The organism is Stenotrophomonas maltophilia (assembly GCF_039555535.1).
In the GTDB taxonomy this organism is placed as follows: domain Bacteria; phylum Pseudomonadota; class Gammaproteobacteria; order Xanthomonadales; family Xanthomonadaceae; genus Stenotrophomonas; species Stenotrophomonas maltophilia_Q.
The window spans coordinates 4,692,172-4,709,729 of the sequence record NZ_CP154630.1 but is presented as its reverse complement, the minus strand read 5'-3'; the positions used below and the strand labels follow the sequence as shown (position 1 = coordinate 4,709,729).

Below are 17,558 nucleotides of genomic sequence, written 5' to 3'. Positions count from 1 at the left end.
CCCATCAGGATCCCCGGCGCATCCACGCATGGCGTGGATCTACGGCATGTTCGTTGGTAGCGCCGGGCCATGCCCGGCGGATGTATCTTTTCCGCGCTGCGCGCTCGCGGGGCATGGCCCCGCGCTACCACGCGCCTCCGGCGCTTGGGTCCCGGCCTGCGGCCGGTTCCCGGCCCTGCCTGCGTTGCAGGCAGGACCTTCGTCCCATGCCACCGGCGGTGGGGGGTGCCATGATCGGGGTCTGCCTTCCCGGGAACCTGTGCTCGTGAAAACCCGTCTTGCCGTTGCCCTGCTGATCGCCCTGTCCGCCCCCGCCGTGGCCCTGGCCGCGCCGCCCGCCGCCGCGCCGGCCAGCGTCGCCACCGAATCGCCTGCCGATGCCGCCTTCCGCGCACTGTATGAGAAGGAATGGAAATGGCGCCAGCAAGGCGGCGGCGAGGCCAGCGAGGACGAAGACGCCCCGGCCAACGCCACCCGCATGCCCGACGTCGGCCCGGCCGCGCAGCAGGCGCGCCTGAAGGTCTGGGATGAAACCCTGGCCGCATTGAAGAAGATCGATCCGAAGACGCTCTCGCCCGACAACCAGGTCAACTACGCGATCTACCACGACCAGGTGTTCAACCTGGCCGAGGAAGTGCGCCTGCGCGGCTATGAGATGCCGTTCAACGCCGACTCCTCGTTCTGGTCCAACCTGTCCTTCATGGCGCGGCGCGAGATGAAGACCGTGCAGGACTACCAGAACTACATCGCACGCTTGAATGACGTACCGCGCTACTTCGGTCAGCAGACCGAGAACATGCGCGCCGGCCTGAAGCGTGGTTTCAGCGTGCCGCGTGCGGTGCTCGATGGCCGCGAGGTGTCCATCGCCACCGTCGCCGAGCTGAAGGACCCGACCGAATCGCCGCTGTATGCGCCGTTCAAGAAGCTGCCCAATACTGTTCCGGCCGCCGAACAGGCCAGGCTGCAGGCGCAGGCGCGCGCGGCGATCAGCGGCAAGGTGGTGCCGGCGTTCCAGCAGCTGCGCACCTTCTTCGTCAGCGAGTACGTGCCGCAGGCGCGCACCACCCTGGCCGCCGAAGCGATGCCCGATGGCAAGGCGTACTACAAGCAGCAGATCCACGAATACACCACGCTGGACCTGTCGCCTGACGAGATCCACCGCATCGGCCTGGAGGAAGTCGCACGCATCCAGGGCGAGATGAACGACATCATCAAGCAGGTGAAGTTCAAGGGCAGCTTCGCCGAGTTCCTGACCTTCCTGCGTACCGATCCACAGTTCTATGCCAAGACGCCGGAAGAGCTGCTGTCGCGTGCTGCGTGGATCTCCAAGCGCGCCGATGGCCAGCTCGGCAAGTACATGACGCTGCCGCGCGCGCGCTTCACCATCGTGCCGGTACCGCCGGATATCGCGCCGTTCTGGACTGCCGGCCGTGGTGGCATGGGCACCTACTGGCTCAATACCTACAACCTGCCATCGCGCCCGCTGTACAACCTGCCGGCGCTGACCCTGCATGAATCCGATCCGGGCCACGCGCTGCAGGGCGCCATCGCCGCCGAGCAGAAGAACCTGCCCGAGTTCCGCCGCAACGCCTACATCTCCGCCTATGGCGAAGGCTGGGCGCTGTACTGCGAGAAGCTGGGCGTGGAGATGGGCATCTACGAAACCCCGTACGAGGATTTCGGCCGCCTGACCTACGAAATGTGGCGTGCGGCGCGCCTGGTGATCGACACCGGCGTGCACAGCAAGGGCTGGACCCGCGAGCAGGCGCTGGCCTACCTGCGCGACCACACCGCGCTGAGCGAGCATGAAGTGACCACCGAAGTGGATCGCTACATCTCCTGGCCGGGCCAGGCGCTGAGCTACAAGCTGGGCGAGATCGCCATCGTGCGCCTGCGTGCGCAGGCCGAGAAGGAGCTGGGCGACAAGTTCGACATCAAGGGTTTCCACGACACCCTGCTGAAGCAGGGCTCGGTGCCGCTGCCGGTGCTGGAACAACAGATCCAGGCCTACATCGCCGAACGCAAGAAGGCCTGACCGTCGTGTGATCGGGTCAGAGCCCCGCCCGAAGGGCGGGGATCCGACCCTGTCACGGGGTCGGATCCCTTTCCCCCGGAAAGGGCTCCGACCCCCTCTCAGCTCACCCCACCGCCCGCGGCTTGGCCACGCGCGCCGCAAACGTCGGCAGCACCAGCAGGGTCAGCACGGTAGCCGTGATCAAGCCACCGATCACCACCGTCGCCAGCGGCTTCTGCACTTCCGCACCGGAACCGCTGGCAATTGCCATCGGAATGAAGCCGACGATCGCCACCAGCGCCGTGGTCAGCACCGCGCGGATGCGGCTGGAAGCACCGTTGATCGCCGCCTGCAGCGGCAGGTCGCCGGCATCCAGGCGTTCGCGGATCGCCTGCATCAGCACCAGGCCGTTCAAGGTCGCCACGCCGGAGACGGCGATGAAGCCGACCGCCGCCGACACCGAGAACGGCATGCCACGCAGCAGCAGCGCGAGGATGCCGCCGACCAGCGCCAACGGCACGCAGCTGAACACCAGAATGGCTTCCTTGCCGCTGCGCAGGGCCATGAACAGCAGGCTGCCGATCAGCAGGAACACCACCGGCACCACCGTCGCCAGCCGCTTCTCCGCGCGCTGCAGGTTCTCGAACTGGCCGCCCCAGGTCAGGTAGGCGCCCGGTGGCAGCGCCACATCGGCCACGGCGGCCTGCGCCTCGCCGACGAAGCCACCCAGGTCGCGCCCACGCACGTTGGCCTGCACCACCACGCGGCGGCTGCCGTTGTTGCGGCTGATCTGGTTCGGTCCTTCGCTGACCGTGATGCGGGCCACCGACGACAGTGGAATCACCAGTCCCGACGGCGTGGCGATCGGCAGTGACGCCAGCTGGTCCGGATCGTTGCGCGAGGCATCGTCCAGGCGCACCACCACGTTGAAGCGGCGATCCCCTTCGAAGATCTTGCCGGCCGTGGTACCGCCGATGCCGGTGGACAGTGCATCACTCACATCCGCGGCGGTCAGCCCGTACTGCGCCGCCGCCACGTGGTCGATCGCCACGTTCAGTGTGGGCAGGCCGGAGATCTGTTCCACCCGCACGTCGGCCGCGCCATCCACCGCACGCAGCTTCAGTGCCACCTGGTCGGCCACCTTCTGCAGCTGGCTGAAGTCATCGCCGAAGATCATCACCGCCAGATCGGTACGCACGCCGGAAATCAGCTCGTTGAAGCGCAGCTCGATCGGCTGGCTGAACTCGAAACTGTTGCCCAGCTGTTGCCCGGCCAGCGCTTCGAAACGCGCTACCAGTTCGTCCTTGGCGAGCTTCGGATCGGGCCAGTCCTTGCGCGGCTTCAGCACGATCACGCTGTCGGAGATGTTGGTCGGCATCGGGTCGATCGCCGCCTCGGCGGTACCGGTACGCGAGAACACGGTCTCCACTTCCGGCTGCTTGGCGATCGCCTTCTCCAGTGCCAGCTGCATCGCCAGCGACTGCTCCAGTGAGGTCGACGGCACGCGCAGGGCCTGCATCGCCACGTTGCCTTCGTCCAGCGTCGGCATGAACTCACGGCCCAGCAGCGAGAACGAGCCGATCCCCACCACCACCATCATCACCGCACCGGCCACCACCGTGCGCGGATGCGCCACGGCCTTGCGGATCACCGGTTCGATGCGCGCACGCAGCACGCGGATCAGCCTGGTTTCGTGCTCGCCCTCGTTCGCATGGGCATCGCCGTCCTTCAGCTTCGGCTCGCGCACCAGCAGTGCGGCCATCGCCGGAACGAAAGTGAAAGAGAAGAGGAAGGCACCGACCAGGGCCAGCATGAAGGTCGCCGCCATCGGGTGGAACGTCTTGCCCTCCACGCCTTCCAGGGTGAGGATCGGCGCGAACACCAGCAGGATGATCAGCTGGCCGAACGCCGCCGGTCGCGCCATTTTCATTGCCGAATCGGCGGCCACGCGCAGCCGTTCCATCGCGGTCAACGCACGGCCCAGTTCGGCGCGGCGCTGGCCGAGCATCAGCAGCGTCGATTCGACCACGATCACCGCACCGTCAACCAGGATGCCGAAGTCCAGCGCACCCAGGCTCATCAGGTTGCCGCTGATGCCGAAGCGGTTCATGCCGATCACTGCGAACAGGAACGACAGCGGAATCACCAGCGCGGTGATCGTCGCCGCACGCAGGTTGCCCAGCAGCAGGAACAGCACCACCACCACCAGCAGTGCGCCTTCGGTGAGGTTCTTGGCCACGGTCTTGATGGTGGAATTGACCAGCACGCTGCGGTCCAGCACCGGCGCCGCCACGATGTCGGCCGGCAGCGACTTGTTGACCTGTTCCAGGCGTGCGGCCGCGGCCTGCGCCACGGTGCGGCTGTTGCCACCGGCAATCATCAGCGCGGTGCCCAGCACGGCCTCGTGGCCGTTGCGGCTGGCTGCACCCAGGCGCGGCGCGCGGCTCAGTTCCACGGTGGCCACATCGGCCACGCGCACCACCACGCCATTGCGGGTAGCCACCGGCGCCTGTGCAAGATCCTCGGTGGTCAGCGCCAGGCCATCGGCACGCACCACCAGACCTTCGCCGGCACGCTGCACGAAACCGGCGCCGGCCTGCACGTTGGAACGCTGCAGGGCAGTGACCAGATCGGCCAGGCCGAGGCCGTGCGCGGCCAGCCGCGCGCTGTCCGGATGCACGCCGTATTCCTTGACGTAGCCGCCGACCGTATCGACACCGGCCAGCCCCGGGCTGGAGCGCATCTGCGGCGCAATGATCCAGTCCTGCACGGTACGCAGGTAGGTCGCGCGTTCTTCCGGCGTGCGCAGCAGGTTGCCTTCCGGTGTGCGGTAGACCTCACCGGCCTGCCAGCCGGCTTCACCGGGCTTGGCCAGCTTGGCCGGATCGAACGTAGTGAAGTCCACCGTCCACATCAGCACTTCGCCGAGGCCGGTGGTGACCGGCGACAGCATCGGCGATGCGCCATCGGGCAGGTCATCGGCCGCTTCGCGCATGCGTTCGGCCACCTGCTGGCGTGCGAAGTAGATGTCGGTGGCATCGGTGAAGATCGCGGTGACCTGCGAGAAGCCATTGCGCGACAGCGAACGCGTGGTGGACAGGCCGGGAATGCCGGCCAGCGCGGTTTCCAGCGGGTAGGTCACCTGCCGCTCGATCTGCTCCGGGGTCAGTGCAGGTGCCACCGTATTGATCTGCACCTGGCGGTTGGTGATGTCCGGCACCGCGTCGATCGGCAGCTTGCCCAGCTGGAACAGGCCCACCGCAGCGATCAGCGCCGCCAGGAACACCACCAGCCAGCGGTGGCGCACCGCTGTTTCAATGATCAGCTTGAACATGGTCGCCTCCTCAGTGGCCGTGCTCGGCTTCGCCCTTGGCCAGTTCGGCCTTGAGCAGGAAGGCGTTGGCACCGACGATGCGCTCGTTGCCGCTCAACCCACCGAGGATCTCGATGCGGTCGCCGGCGCGACGCCCGGCCAGCACCGGCTGTGCCTTGAACCCGCCATCGACGGCGACGAACACCGCGCTGCTGCCATCGACGTTCTGCACCGCATCGGCGGGCACGCTGAGCGAACCGTCCTGGCCTTCTGTGACCACCACCGCCGACACCGGCGAACCCGCCGGCGGCAGCGACGCATCCACCGGCGTGGCGCGGATCACCGCCACGCCGCCCTGCTGGCGCACATCGGCGGCCGAGCCGGTGACGGTAGCGGTGAAGCTGCCCCCCGGTACGCTCACTTCCAGCGTCATGCCCGGCGTGACCTGCGCGGCCAGCGCCGGCGGCGCGGTGAACACCAGTTCGTTCATCGCCGGATCGGCGACGTCGGCCACGGCACTGCCGGCGGCGACCACGCCACCCGGGGTGACCTGCACGTTGCCGACGATGCCGGCCACCGGGCTGGTGATGCGCACGCGGCCACTGGCATCGGGCGCACCGTTGGCGGCGGCCTGCGCCTGTGCCGCGGCCGCCTGCGCCTGTGCCGCCAGCGATCGGGCGCGCGAGGCTTCCATTTCCTGGCGCGCGACCACGCCCTGGTCGACCAGCGCCTTGTCGCGGCCATAGGCCAGGCGTGCGGCCTCGGCTTCGGCCGATGCGGCCAGCGCATTGGCACGGAACACCGCCGCCTCGCCGCTGACCACGATGGCCAGTGCCTGGTTCTGCTTCACCGCGGTGCCCGGTGCAACCAGCACGCGTTCGACGCGGCCGGTCACCGTGGAGGCTACCGAGGCACGCGCACCGACCGAGGGCTCGACCCGGCCTGCGAGGCGGGTGGAACCGCCACCGCCGCGACCGACGGCAACCACTTCGATACCGGAGGCCTTGATCTGCTCCGGGGTCAGCTGCACCACGCCTTCATCGGCGTCCGCCGGTGCCTTCGCGGTTTCTGCCTTGGCTTCCTTGCTGTCGGCGGCGTGGCCGTGGCCATCGTCGGTGCCGGCCTTGGCCGCAGCGGGATCTTCATTCGCCGGCGTCTGCGCGTTGCCGGCGCAGCCAGCCAGGAACACGGTCAGCAGGAGGCCGCCGATCAGGGGAAAGGAACGGGAGAGAGTCATGGGGCCTCCACAAAAGGTGCGCGCCCTTCCAGGCGGGCAAGATCGATTTCCGCGCCGACGCGCGACAGGCGCGCATCCACGGCGGTGCCGCGGGCGGCGATGAGGGCGCTGCGCGTGCTGCGCAGTTCCAGCTGCGAGATGCGTCCGGCGTCGAAGCCGATGCGTGCGAGGCGATAGGCCTCTTCGGCGGCGACCACGCTTTCATCGGCGGCGCGGGTACGGCTGCCGGCGGCCTTCAGACCGGCCACGGCGGACAGGCGCTCGGCCTCGCTGTCGCGACGCTGCTGGTCCAGGCGCGCTTCGGCCGCGCGCTGGTCGGCGTTGGCGGCGCGGATGCCGCCACGGTTACGGTCGAACAACGGGATGCTGAGGCTGAGCCCGAGGTTGTAGGCACGCTCGCCGCCTTCGCGGAAGCGGGTCTGCGCGGCGGTGACGCTGAGGTCGGGCAGGGCGCGCTTGCGCTCCACGTCCACCAGCTTGCCCGCCGCATCGGCTTCGGCTTCGGCGATGCGCACTGCCAGTGCGGTATCGGTGGCCCCGCGCGGCAGCGGTGGCACGCGATCGAGCAGGCTGTTGTCGATCGACTGCACCGGCGCATCCAGCAGCGCGGTGCCGGCCAGGCGTGCGAGTGCGGCATCGCGGAAGGCCTGTGCCTCATCCAGCGCGGCGCTGGCGTTGGCCACTTCGCTCTGCGCCTGCACCGCGCGCAGCTGCGGTTCGCGGCCTTGCTTGACCATCGCATTGACGGCAGCCGCATCGTCGCGGGTCAGGGTCAACGCTTCGCCGGCGAGGGCGTAACGACGCAATGCACTTTCCGCCTGTGCGTAGACCGCCGCCAGTTGGCTGGCGACATCACTGCGGCTCTGCGAACCACGCAGGGCAGCGGCTTGTGCCTCGGCCCGGGCGGCACGAACGCGCGCGCCACGCTGGCCCCAGACCTCCAGCGGCTGGGACAGGGTGAGCACGGTATCGGCCTTGCCCATGCCACGGTAGGTGCCGGAGCCCCAGGCATTCTCGGCCGACCAGGAAAGGGAGGGATTGGGCAGCGCACGGGCCTGGTCGGCGCGCGCATCGGCGGCCTCGGCCAGTGCCGTACCCACACGGGTGCCGGGCAGCTGGTCCAGGCGTTCAAGCAGGGTGTCGTAGGAGGGGGCGGCTTGCGCCATCACCGATGCCGCCGGGGCCAGGCCCAGCAGCACAGCGACGACCAGCCCGGCCGCACGCGGCGACCGAGGTGTCAGGATCGACATAGGGGGATTCCGGTTGTGAGTGAAACGGGAGCCCGCAATCGCGGGACGCGCTCAACTCACGCCCGGGGTGGACGCGTCAATTCATCCTGGGCAACCGCATAGGCCGCCGCATCGCCCGCACTCATCCAGCGCGCCGGCAGCGGCGCCCCGAACGCGGCCAGCGTGTGTGCCGGCAGGCTCAGGTTGGAATGGTGGCAGTGGTTGTGGCCACAGGCACCGACATGCTTGCCGTCGCTGTCGCCATCGGAATCCGGTGCGGACTCCACATGCACCGTGCTGGCGTGCGGTTCCACCGTGCACGCCAGCGCGTCGGCCACCGGCACGACCACGAATGCCGCCATCAGCAGCATCAGCAGGGTCGAACGGAGGTGGCGGGTGATCCAGCGCATGAAGGGGAGGCTAGCAAGCGGTTTTCGCCGGATACAATATCAATGGCCGCTTCGGGAATTCGTCGGAATCTCCCGTTCAGGTGGGGCGGGCCTTTCGGCCCACCGGGCTGCGCTTCTGTAGAGCCGAGCCCATGCTCGGCTGCTGTTGCGCGCTCAGCCGAGCATGGGCTCGGCTCTACAGCGAAGGTCACGGCAGCTTCGCGATCACCTTGATCTCGAACTGGAACCCATACAGCCAGGTCACGCCGATACCGGTCAGGGTCGGGTGCGGCGCCTCGCCCCAATACTCCGGCACGATCGCCCAGGCCTTCTCGAAGTTCTTCTCTGGATCGACCAGGAACACGGTCACGTCGATCACGTCATCGAACGTGCAGCCCGCAGCAGCCAACACCGCATTGAGATTCTCGAAGGCGCGGCGCACCTGGGTTTCGAAGTCCGGTTCGGGCGAGCCGTCCTCGCGGCTGCCGACCTGGCCGGAGACGAACAGGAAACCGTTGGATCGGATCGCCGGCGAGTAGCGGTTGTGCGCGTACAGGGCCTGGCGGCCGGTGGGGAAAACGACATCACGCTGTGACATGGGGAAGATCCCGTGGGAGAGAACGCCATCCTCCGCGCCAGCGCTGTCTGGATAAACCGCGATGATCGGCCTAGATTGATTGTCAATTCCAAACAATCATGGCAGTTCGATGGACCGCTTCGAGGCGATGCGGGCGTTTGCCCGGGTGGTGGAAACCGGCAGCTTCACCCGTGCGGCGCACACGCTGCAGATCAGCCGCACCACGGTCACCCAGCTGGTGCAGCAGCTGGAGGCACACCTGCGGCTGCGCCTGCTCAACCGCACCACGCGCCGGGTCAGCGTCACCGCCGACGGCGCGGCCTACTACCCGCGCATCGCCCGCCTGCTGGCCGAGCTGGAAGAGGTGGAGGGCGGGCTGGGCGACGCAGTCAGCCAGCCGCGCGGCCGCCTGCGGGTGGATGTGCCCGGACCCTACGCGCGACTACGGCTGGTGCCGGCGCTGCCGGAGTTCCAGGCGCGCTACCCGGAGATCCAGCTGGACGTCGGCGTGAGCGACCGCGAAGTCGATGTCATCGCCGACAACGTCGACTGTGTGATCCGGGGTGGCACCCCGACCGACCCGGCACTGGTGGCGCGACCGCTGGCGGCGCTGCCGATCGGTTTCCACGCCAGCCCCGGGTATGTGCAGCGTTTCGGCCTGCCGACCGATCCGCGCGCGCTGCAAGGGCCCGATCACCACATGGTCGGCTTTCTCAGCCCGCGCAGTGGCCGGGCGCGGGTGTTCAGCGCGCAGCGCGGCGATGAACGCGTTGAGGTGCAGGGCCGCTATACGGTCGGCTTCGATGACGGAAACGCCTATCTGGCCGCTGCGTTGGCCGGACTCGGCGTGGTGGCGCTGCCCAGCTACATGGCCGAACCGCACGTGGCGCGCGGCGAGTTGCTGCCGCTACTGGAGGACTGGCAACTGCCGTCGATGCCGATGCACGTGATGTTCCCGCCGAACCGGCACATGAGCCAGCGGTTGCGGGTGTTCATTGATTGGGTGGTGGAAGCGCTGGGGTGAGTGCATCGGTCGCGTGCGAAAATCACCACCGCACGTAACAGGAAACATCGCCACGCATGAGCCGCATCGTTGCACTGGATACCGAAACCACCGGCATCTCCCACCGCCTGGGGCACCGGGTGATCGAAATCGGTGCCGTCGAACTGATCGACGGCCAGCTCACCGGGCGCCAGTTCCACACCTACCTGCAACCGCAGCGCAGGGTCGACTGGGGCGCACAGCGCGTGCATGGCATCAGCGATGCGATGCTGGTGGACAAGCCGCTGTTCGCCAGCAAGGCCGCCGAACTGCTGGAATTCCTGCGCGGCAGCGAGATGGTCGCGCACAACGCCACGTTCGATGTGGGTTTCCTCGACAATGAGCTGCGCCTGGCCGGCATTCCCGCCACGCTGGCCCAGCACTGCCGCATCACCTGCAGCCTGAAGCTGGCGCGCGGGCGTTGGCCCGGCTAGGGCAACAAGTTGGACGATGTGCTGCAGCGCCTGCGCATTCCAGGGACGCGCGGCCTGCACGGCGCGCTGAAGGACGCCCATCTGCTGGCCCAGGTCATCCCGCACCTGCGCTGAACCGGCCCGGTCGTTGTTGTAGAGCTGAGCCCATGCTCGGCTGCTGTGTCCCGGAATGCCAGAGCCGAGCGTGGGCTCGGCTCTACAAGGGCTCCCGCCGCCGTGTTCAGCCGCAGCCTGTGGGTAACTTGCGCAAGTGCTTGAGCCCGTGCATAATGCGCGGCTCGCTGTGTCCGGTTTTCTACCGGGCGGCGCCCCCGGGAGCACGTCCCCGGCCGCCCAACGCCAGCGTAACCCTTTGATTCTCTTGACGTGTGGTGGGCAACCATCGAGGCCGCCGTCTCCCGGGCTACGGGCTGACAACTACTACTATCGAGGTGCGCAATGTCCCGCGTATGCCAGGTTTCCGGCAAGCGAGTGCAGACGGGTAACAACGTCTCGCACGCCAACAACAAGACCCGTCGTCGTTTCCTGCCGAATCTGCACGAGCGCCGTTTCTGGGTGGCCAGCGAGAACCGCTGGGTCAAGCTTCGTGTTTCCGCGCATGCACTGCGCACCATCGACAAGAACGGCATTGATTCCGTTCTGGCTGAGCTGCGTGCGCGCGGCGAAAAGGTCTGAGGAGTAAAGCATCATGGCAGGCAAGCGCGATAAGGTCCGTATGATTTCCTCGGCCGGTACCGGCCACTTCTACACGACCGACAAGAACAAGAAGAACACCCCGGGGAAGATGGAATTCCTGAAGTACGATCCGGTCGTGCGCAAGCACGTCCTGTACAAGGAAGGCAAGATCAAGTAATCCGCACGGATTGCTGATCCCCGCGAAGAAACCCGCCCATGTGGCGGGTTTTTTCATGCCCGATGTTCCCGTGGTGGGTGCCTGTGGGTTCCGACCGTGGGTCGGCGCGCTGTCCCCGCGCCTGGTAGGTGTCGACCTTGGTCGACACGCTGGTTCAAGGCCGTCCAGCGCGGCTCGACTCTACACACCCTGCTGGGCAGAATGGCCCATCACCTCCCGACGGGCGACGCGATGCTGTTCGAGTGGTTGCTGGGTTCGTATCTGCTGCTGATCGACTGGCTGATCCGGCTGGTCGCGCTGTGCTGGATTCCCACCCGCACCACGCCGGGGGCGGCGCGCAGCTGGCTGCTGCTGGTCGGCTTCGTGCCGCTGCTGGGCCTGCCGCTGTACCTGCTGTTCGGCCACCCGTGGCTGTCGCGCGAGCGCATCCGCCGCCAGGCCGAAGCCTCGCAGGTGATCCGCGAGGAACAGGCGCTGCAGCACCGCCTGCGCTGGACCCCGCAGCCGGACACCGCCAGCGCCGAGATCGTGCCGCTGGTGCAGCGTCAGGGCGATTTCATGCCGGTGCACGGCAATGCGGTCGATCTGCTGACCGACTACGACGAATCGCTGCACACGCTCATCGCCGACATCGACCAGGCCGAAGACCGCGTGCACCTGCTGTACTACCTGATGTTCGACGATGCGGTGGGCGAGGCCATCGTCGAGGCATTGCAGCGCGCTGCCGCGCGTGGCGTGCAGTGCCGCGTGCTGCTCGATGCGGTGGGCGCCAAGCGCGGTCTGCGCGCCTACCGCATCCGCCTGGAAGCGCGCGACATCGAAGTGCGCGCGATGCTGCCCGGTGGCCTGCGCTGGCGCCGCAGCGGGCGCATGGACCTGCGCAACCACCGCAAGATCGCGGTGATCGACAACGAAGTGGCCTATGTCGGTTCGCAGAACCTGGCCGGCCCGCAGTTCGTGCCCGGCCACCCGAACCGCGAGCTGGTGGCGCGCGTGCGTGGCCCGGCGGTGGCGCATCTGGAAGCGGTGTTCGCCAGCGACTGGTACATGGAAACCGGCCAGCGCCTGGACGTGATTGCCGATGTGCCCGAGTGCAGCGACGACATCGCCACCCAGCTGCTGCCCAGTGGCCCGGCCTACCCGTACAGCAACGCGCGCGATGCGGTGGCGGCGCTGATCCACCTGGCACGGCGACGGCTGGTGATGGTCACGCCGTACTTCGTGCCCGACGAGGCCACGCTGAGCGCGCTGCGCATTGCCGCGTTGTCCGGCGTGGAGGTGCAGCTGATCCTGTCGGCCAGCAACAACCAGCGGCTGACCTCGTGGGCACAGGAGGCCTACTACGACGAGCTGCTGCGCTGTGGCGTACGCATCGCGTTGTACGAGCCGCAGTTCCTGCATGCCAAGCACATGAGCGTGGACGAGGACATCGCCGTACTCGGTTCGATCAACATGGATATCCGCTCGTTTGCGCTGAATGCCGAAATCGGCCTGATCTGCTACGACCGCGCGCTGGTGCAGCAGCTGTGCGCGATCGAGGATGGCTACCTGCGCGAGTCGCGGCAGCTGGACCTGCAGCAGTGGCGCAGCCGTCCCACGTGGCGGCGCAGCCGCGAAGGCATCGCACGGCTGGCCGATGCGTTGATGTGAAACGGCGGCAACCGCCCGCTTCGGCAATCCGGCCCGTCATCGCCGATGGCCTACAATCGGCGCATGACTGATTCACCGCGTAATGGCGAACTGGACCTGGCAATCATCGGTGGTGGTGCGGCCGGGGTGCTGGTGGCGATCCAGGTGTTGCGCCAGGCCCAGGCGCCGCTGGCGCTGGCCATCTTCGAACCGGCTTCGCAGCTGGCGCAGGGCATCGCCTATGCCACGCCGTGGCCGGAGCACCTGCTGAACGTGCCGGCGGCGAAGATGAGTGCGTTTGCCGACCAGCCCGGCGATTTCCTCGACTACCTGATGGCCGCCAACGCCTACCCGGGCGAGGCGCGCGAGGTGCTGGGCGAGCGTTACGTGTGCCGCCACTACTTTGCAGCGTACCTGCAGCAGCGCCTGCAGGAGGCCGCCGCGGCCAGCCCGGCACAGCTGCAGGTGATCGTGCAGCCGGTACTGGGCCTGCAGCCGGATGACCACGGCTACCAGCTGGCACTCGGCGATGGCCAGACGCTGCACGCCGCACAGGCAGTGCTCGCCACCGGCAACAGCATGCGGCCGCTGCCGGTAGCCGGTGCCGAGGCACTGCCCGCCGATGACGTGATCGAGGCCTGGGACTACGACGGCATACGCACCCTGGCCGGTGAGCAGGCCGTGGCCATCGTCGGCTCCGGCCTGAGCATGGCTGACACCGTGCTGGCATTGGTCGCTGCCGGCCACACCGGCCCGCTGCACGTGATCTCGCGCCATGGGCTGCTGCCGTTGCCGCATGCGCATGGCGGCCTGCCCTCGTTCGACCCGGCTGCGCTGCTGCCGATGAGCCTGCGCCAGCGCCTGCGCGCGTTGCGCGGGTTCGCGCGCCAGGCGCAGGCCGATGGTCTGCCGTGGCAGGGGGTGATGGACCGCATCCGTCCGCACGGGCAGGCACTGTGGTGCAGCCTCGACGCGGCCGACCAGCGCCGCTTCCTGCGCCATGTGGTGCGCTACTGGGACGTGCATCGCCACCGCATCGCCGAAGAGGTCGACGCACAGCTGCAGGCGCTGATCGAAAGCGGCCAACTGCGCATTCACCGGTCCCGCCTGCAACGCGTCGGCCGCGAAGGCGATGCCCTGCGGCTGTCTGGCCGCGATGCCAACGGCAATGAACAGCACTGGACGATCGGCGGCGTGATCAACGCCACCGGCGTGGAGACCCGCGCCAGCGCGTTGCGCAATCCCTTGCTGCAGCAGCTGCAGGCAGATGGACTGGCCCGTCCCGGTCCGCATGGGCTGGGTCTGGACAGCACGGTGCCGGGCGACCGCCTGTGCGCCGCCGGTGGCCAGCCGCAGGCGCGGCTGGGCGTGCTCGGCAGCCTGCGCATCGGCAGCCTGTGGGAAAGCCTGGCGGTGCCTGAACTGCGTCAGCAGGCGCAGGCGCTTGCCACCGAAGTGGTCGCAGGAGCCGCGACGGCGATGCCGTAAAATGGGGGCATGGATGTCTCCCACCTGCTTGATGGCCTGAACCCGGCCCAGCGCGAAGCCGTCTCCGCTCCCCCCGGCCACCACCTGGTGCTGGCCGGTGCCGGTTCCGGCAAGACCCGCGTACTCACCCACCGCATCGCCTGGCTGCATGAAGTCGACGGCGTGCCGACCCACGGCATCTTCGCGGTGACCTTCACCAACAAGGCGGCCGGCGAAATGCGCCACCGCATCGACGCCCAGCTGCCCAATGGCAGCCGCGGCATGTGGATCGGTACCTTCCACGGCCTGGCCAACCGCCTGCTGCGCCTGCACTGGCAGGACGCCAAGCTGCCCGAAGGCTTCCAGGTGATGGATTCGGATGACCAGCTGCGGCTGGTCAAGCGCGTGGTGCAGGCGCTGGAGCTGGACGACGGCAAGTACCCGGCCAAGCAGATCGCGTGGTGGATCAACGCGCAGAAGGACGAAGGCCGCCGCCCGCAGCACATCCAGCCCGAACCGCACGATGCGTGGCTGGAAACCATGCGCCAGGCCTACATCGAATACCAGGCGCGCTGCGACCGCGCCGGCCTGGTCGACTTCGCCGAGCTGCTGCTGCGCGCGCATGAACTGCTGCGTGACAACCCGGCGCTGCTGTCGCACTACCGCGCCCGCTTCCGCGAAATCCTGGTGGACGAATTCCAGGACACCAACGCCATCCAGTACGCCTTCGTGCGCGTGCTGGCCGGGCATGAAGGCCACGTGTTCGTGGTCGGCGATGATGACCAGGCCATCTATGGCTGGCGCGGCGCCAAGGTCGAGAACGTGCAGGGTTTCCTGCGCGATTTCCCGGGGGCGCAGACCATCCGCCTGGAACAGAACTACCGCTCCACCGCCAACATCCTCGGTGCCGCCAATGCGGTGATCGCGCACAACCCCGACCGCATCGGCAAGCAGCTGTGGACCGACAGCGGCGACGGCGAACCGATCGACCTGTACGCCGCTTACAACGAAATGGACGAGGCGCGCTACATCGTCGAGCGTGCGCGCCAGTGGGTGCGCGACGGTGGCAGCTACACCGAAGTGGCCGTGCTCTACCGCAGCAACGCGCAGTCGCGCGCGCTGGAAGAAGCGCTGCTGAGCGAACAGGTGCCGTACCGCGTGTACGGCGGCATGCGCTTCTTCGAGCGTGCCGAAATCAAGGACGCGCTGGCCTACCTGCGCCTGCTGTCCAACCGCAACGATGACGCGGCGTTCGAGCGCGCGGTCAACACGCCCACCCGTGGCATCGGCGACCGCACGCTGGACGAAGTGCGCCGCGAGGCGCGCGCACAGGGCATCTCGTTGTGGGAAGCGACCATGCTGGTCACCCAGGGCAACGCGCTGGCCGCACGCGCGCGCAATGCGCTGGCCGGCTTCCTGGGGCTGGTCAACGAGCTGCAGGCCCAGACCGTGCACATGACGCTGGCCGAGCGCGTGGACCACGTGCTGGCCCGCTCGCAGCTGCGCGAGCACTGGAGCAAGGAAAGCCGCAACGCGCTGGACTCGGAATCGCGCACCGACAACCTCGACGAACTGGTCTCGGTGGCGTCGCGCTTCGTGCGCCGCGCCGACGACATCGAGGAAGTGGGCGAGGACATGGACGAGCTGGTCGCGTTCCTGGCCTATGCCGCACTCGAGGCCGGTGAGGGCCAGGCGCAGGCGGGCGAGGACGGCGTGCAGCTGATGACCCTGCACTCGGCCAAGGGCCTGGAATTCCCGCTGGTGTTCCTGGCCGGCCTGGAAGAAGGCCTGTTCCCCAGCGCACGTTCGCTGGAGGAAAGCGGGCGGCTGGAAGAAGAGCGCCGCCTGGCCTACGTGGGCATCACCCGCGCGCGCCAGAAGCTGGTGCTGAGCTATGCCGAATCGCGCCGCATCCACGGCCAGGACAACTACAGCCTGCCGTCGCGCTTCCTGCGCGAGATTCCGCGCGAGCTGCTGCACGAAGTGCGCCCGAAGGTGCAGGTCTCGCGGCCGGCCTCGATGGGCGCCAGCCGGGTGATGGGCCATGCCTCGATCGAGGCACCGCCGGTCAAGCTCGGTGCGCTGGTCACCCACCCCAAGTTCGGCGAAGGCATGGTGACTGACTACGAGGGCAGCGGCGCGCACGCCCGCGTCCAGGTCGAGTTCGCCGACGCCGGCAGCAAGTGGCTGGTGATGGCGTATGCGAATCTGACGGTGATCTGATCACCATCGAGGGGCGGGAACTCCTGTAGAGCCCGGCCATGCTCGGCTGCTTTTGGCGGAGAAAACCAGCCGAGCATGGCTCGGCTCTACAAAGGCGAGTACGCATGACCCGCAACGTGCTCTTCCTCTGCAGCCAGAACCGCCTGCGCAGCCCGACGGCCGAGCAGGTATTTGCCGATTGGCCGGGTATCGAGACCGCCTCGGCCGGGCTGCTGGCCGACGCCGAGGAAGTGCTCAGCCCCGAGCTGCTGCAGTGGGCCGACCTGGTGTTCGTGATGGAACGCGCCCACCGCAACCGGCTGTCCAGCCGCTACAAGGCCTGATTGAACGGCAAGCGGGTGATCTGCCTGGATATCCCGGATGACTACGACTACATGGACCCGGTGCTGGTGGAGTTGCTGAAACGCAAGGTGACGCCGTTCCTGCGCTGACGGGCTGTTGTAGAGCCGAGCCCATGCTCGGCTGCTTCTGGCGGAAAAAGCAGCCGAGCATGGGCTCAGCTCTACAATAGGCGGCGACATCTTCCAGGAACGCCCCATGACCGAACCCACGCTGCACGTCACTGTGAAGTTGAACGCCCGGCTGCAGCCGGAGCATCGCCACGAGCTGTTCGAGGATCCGCTCGACGCGCTGCTGCAGGCGGCCCAGGTGGGCGAGCTCACCGGCGGCGGCACCGCGATGTCGGACCTGGGTGAGGTCGAGTACGGCGATATTGAAGTTGCCCTGGTGGACGCGGCCGGCGTGCCGAAGCTGATCGATCTGCTGGAACAGCTGGGCGCGCCGAAGGGTTCGCAGCTGCAGGGGGCTGGCGAGGCTGATCGCAGCTTCGGCGTGACCGAGGGCCTCGGCATCTACCTGGATGGCCTGAATCTGCCGGACGAAGTCTACGAACAGTGCGATTCCAACCACGTATTCGAACAACTGTCGGAGAACATCGACGGCCTGGGCGAGATCTGCAGCTGGTGGCAGGGCCCGACCGAAACCGCGCTGTACATGTATGGCGAATCGTTCGAGGCGATGCGTGATGCGATTGCCGAATTCGTGGCCAGCTATCCGCTGTGCCAGAACGCACGCGTGGTGCAGATCGCCTGAGCATGGGCCTGATGTAGAGCCGAGCCCATGCTCGGCTCCTCCATCCGCAGCCGAGCATG

Annotated in this window: 13 protein-coding genes and 2 pseudogenes; 10 read left to right on the top strand and 5 right to left on the bottom strand. The window is 67.8% G+C overall.

Annotated elements, in window-relative coordinates:
* The first annotated feature begins 265 nt into the window (after nt 1-265).
* A complete protein-coding gene (locus AASM09_RS21670) occupies nt 266-2,035 on the top strand; it encodes a DUF885 domain-containing protein (protein ID WP_049426736.1) in 1,770 nt (589 codons plus the stop codon).
* A gap of 103 nt (nt 2,036-2,138) precedes the next feature.
* On the opposite strand, the gene AASM09_RS21665 is transcribed toward AASM09_RS21670, so the two are convergent.
* From AASM09_RS21665 to AASM09_RS21645, 5 genes are all read right to left on the bottom strand, one after another.
* The gene (locus AASM09_RS21665) at nt 2,139-5,348 is read right to left on the bottom strand and encodes an efflux RND transporter permease subunit (RefSeq protein WP_049426735.1); all 3,210 of its coding nucleotides are present in this window, start codon (nt 5,346-5,348) and stop codon (nt 2,139-2,141) included.
* A gap of 10 nt (nt 5,349-5,358) precedes the next feature.
* Nucleotides 5,359-6,564, bottom strand: a complete 1,206-nt coding sequence (locus AASM09_RS21660) for an efflux RND transporter periplasmic adaptor subunit (protein ID WP_049426734.1) — start codon at nt 6,562-6,564, stop codon at nt 5,359-5,361.
* Entirely contained in the window at nt 6,561-7,814 is a 1,254-nt protein-coding gene (locus AASM09_RS21655; RefSeq protein ID WP_100443724.1) for a TolC family protein, read from the bottom strand. Before AASM09_RS21655 ends, AASM09_RS21660 begins: the two co-directional genes overlap by 4 nt.
* 56 nt (nt 7,815-7,870) lie before the next feature.
* Nucleotides 7,871-8,203, bottom strand: a complete 333-nt coding sequence (locus tag AASM09_RS21650; protein WP_049427242.1) for a hypothetical protein — start codon at nt 8,201-8,203, stop codon at nt 7,871-7,873.
* A 187-nt stretch (nt 8,204-8,390) separates the two neighbouring features.
* On the bottom strand, nt 8,391-8,780 hold the full coding sequence (locus tag AASM09_RS21645; RefSeq protein WP_049427243.1) for a RidA family protein: 390 nt from the start codon (nt 8,778-8,780) through the stop codon (nt 8,391-8,393).
* Nucleotides 8,781-8,889: 109 nt separating this feature from the next.
* Between AASM09_RS21645 and AASM09_RS21640 the strand changes: the two genes are divergently transcribed.
* From AASM09_RS21640 to AASM09_RS21600, 9 genes and pseudogenes are all read left to right on the top strand, one after another.
* Complete coding sequence (locus AASM09_RS21640) at nt 8,890-9,783, top strand: LysR family transcriptional regulator (RefSeq protein WP_049427246.1); 894 nt, start codon at nt 8,890-8,892, stop codon at nt 9,781-9,783.
* A gap of 56 nt (nt 9,784-9,839) precedes the next feature.
* Nucleotides 9,840-10,349, top strand: a pseudogene (gene dnaQ / locus AASM09_RS21635) (DNA polymerase III subunit epsilon).
* Nucleotides 10,350-10,673: 324 nt separating this feature from the next.
* A complete protein-coding gene (gene rpmB / locus AASM09_RS21630) occupies nt 10,674-10,910 on the top strand; it encodes a 50S ribosomal protein L28 (protein WP_005411638.1) in 237 nt (78 codons plus the stop codon).
* Between the two features lie 10 nt (nt 10,911-10,920).
* Nucleotides 10,921-11,088, top strand: a complete 168-nt coding sequence (gene rpmG / locus AASM09_RS21625) for a 50S ribosomal protein L33 (RefSeq protein ID WP_169411268.1) — start codon at nt 10,921-10,923, stop codon at nt 11,086-11,088.
* 231 nt (nt 11,089-11,319) lie between these two features.
* Nucleotides 11,320-12,738 carry a cardiolipin synthase gene (gene cls, locus AASM09_RS21620; protein WP_049427247.1) on the top strand — a complete coding sequence of 473 codons (1,419 nt, stop codon included), beginning with the start codon at nt 11,320-11,322 and terminating at the stop codon, nt 12,736-12,738.
* Nucleotides 12,739-12,783: 45 nt separating this feature from the next.
* Nucleotides 12,784-14,205 carry an FAD/NAD(P)-binding protein gene (locus tag AASM09_RS21615; RefSeq protein ID WP_049427249.1) on the top strand — a complete coding sequence of 474 codons (1,422 nt, stop codon included), beginning with the start codon at nt 12,784-12,786 and terminating at the stop codon, nt 14,203-14,205.
* 9 nt (nt 14,206-14,214) lie between these two features.
* Nucleotides 14,215-16,407 (top strand): DNA helicase II, encoded by a 2,193-nt coding sequence (gene uvrD, locus AASM09_RS21610; RefSeq protein ID WP_049427252.1) that lies wholly within the window; start codon nt 14,215-14,217, stop codon nt 16,405-16,407.
* Nucleotides 16,408-16,511: 104 nt separating this feature from the next.
* Nucleotides 16,512-16,838: pseudogene (locus AASM09_RS21605) on the top strand (low molecular weight protein tyrosine phosphatase family protein).
* 106 nt (nt 16,839-16,944) lie between these two features.
* Nucleotides 16,945-17,499, top strand: a complete 555-nt coding sequence (locus AASM09_RS21600) for a hypothetical protein (protein ID WP_043399601.1) — start codon at nt 16,945-16,947, stop codon at nt 17,497-17,499.
* Nucleotides 17,500-17,558 lie beyond the last annotated feature (59 nt).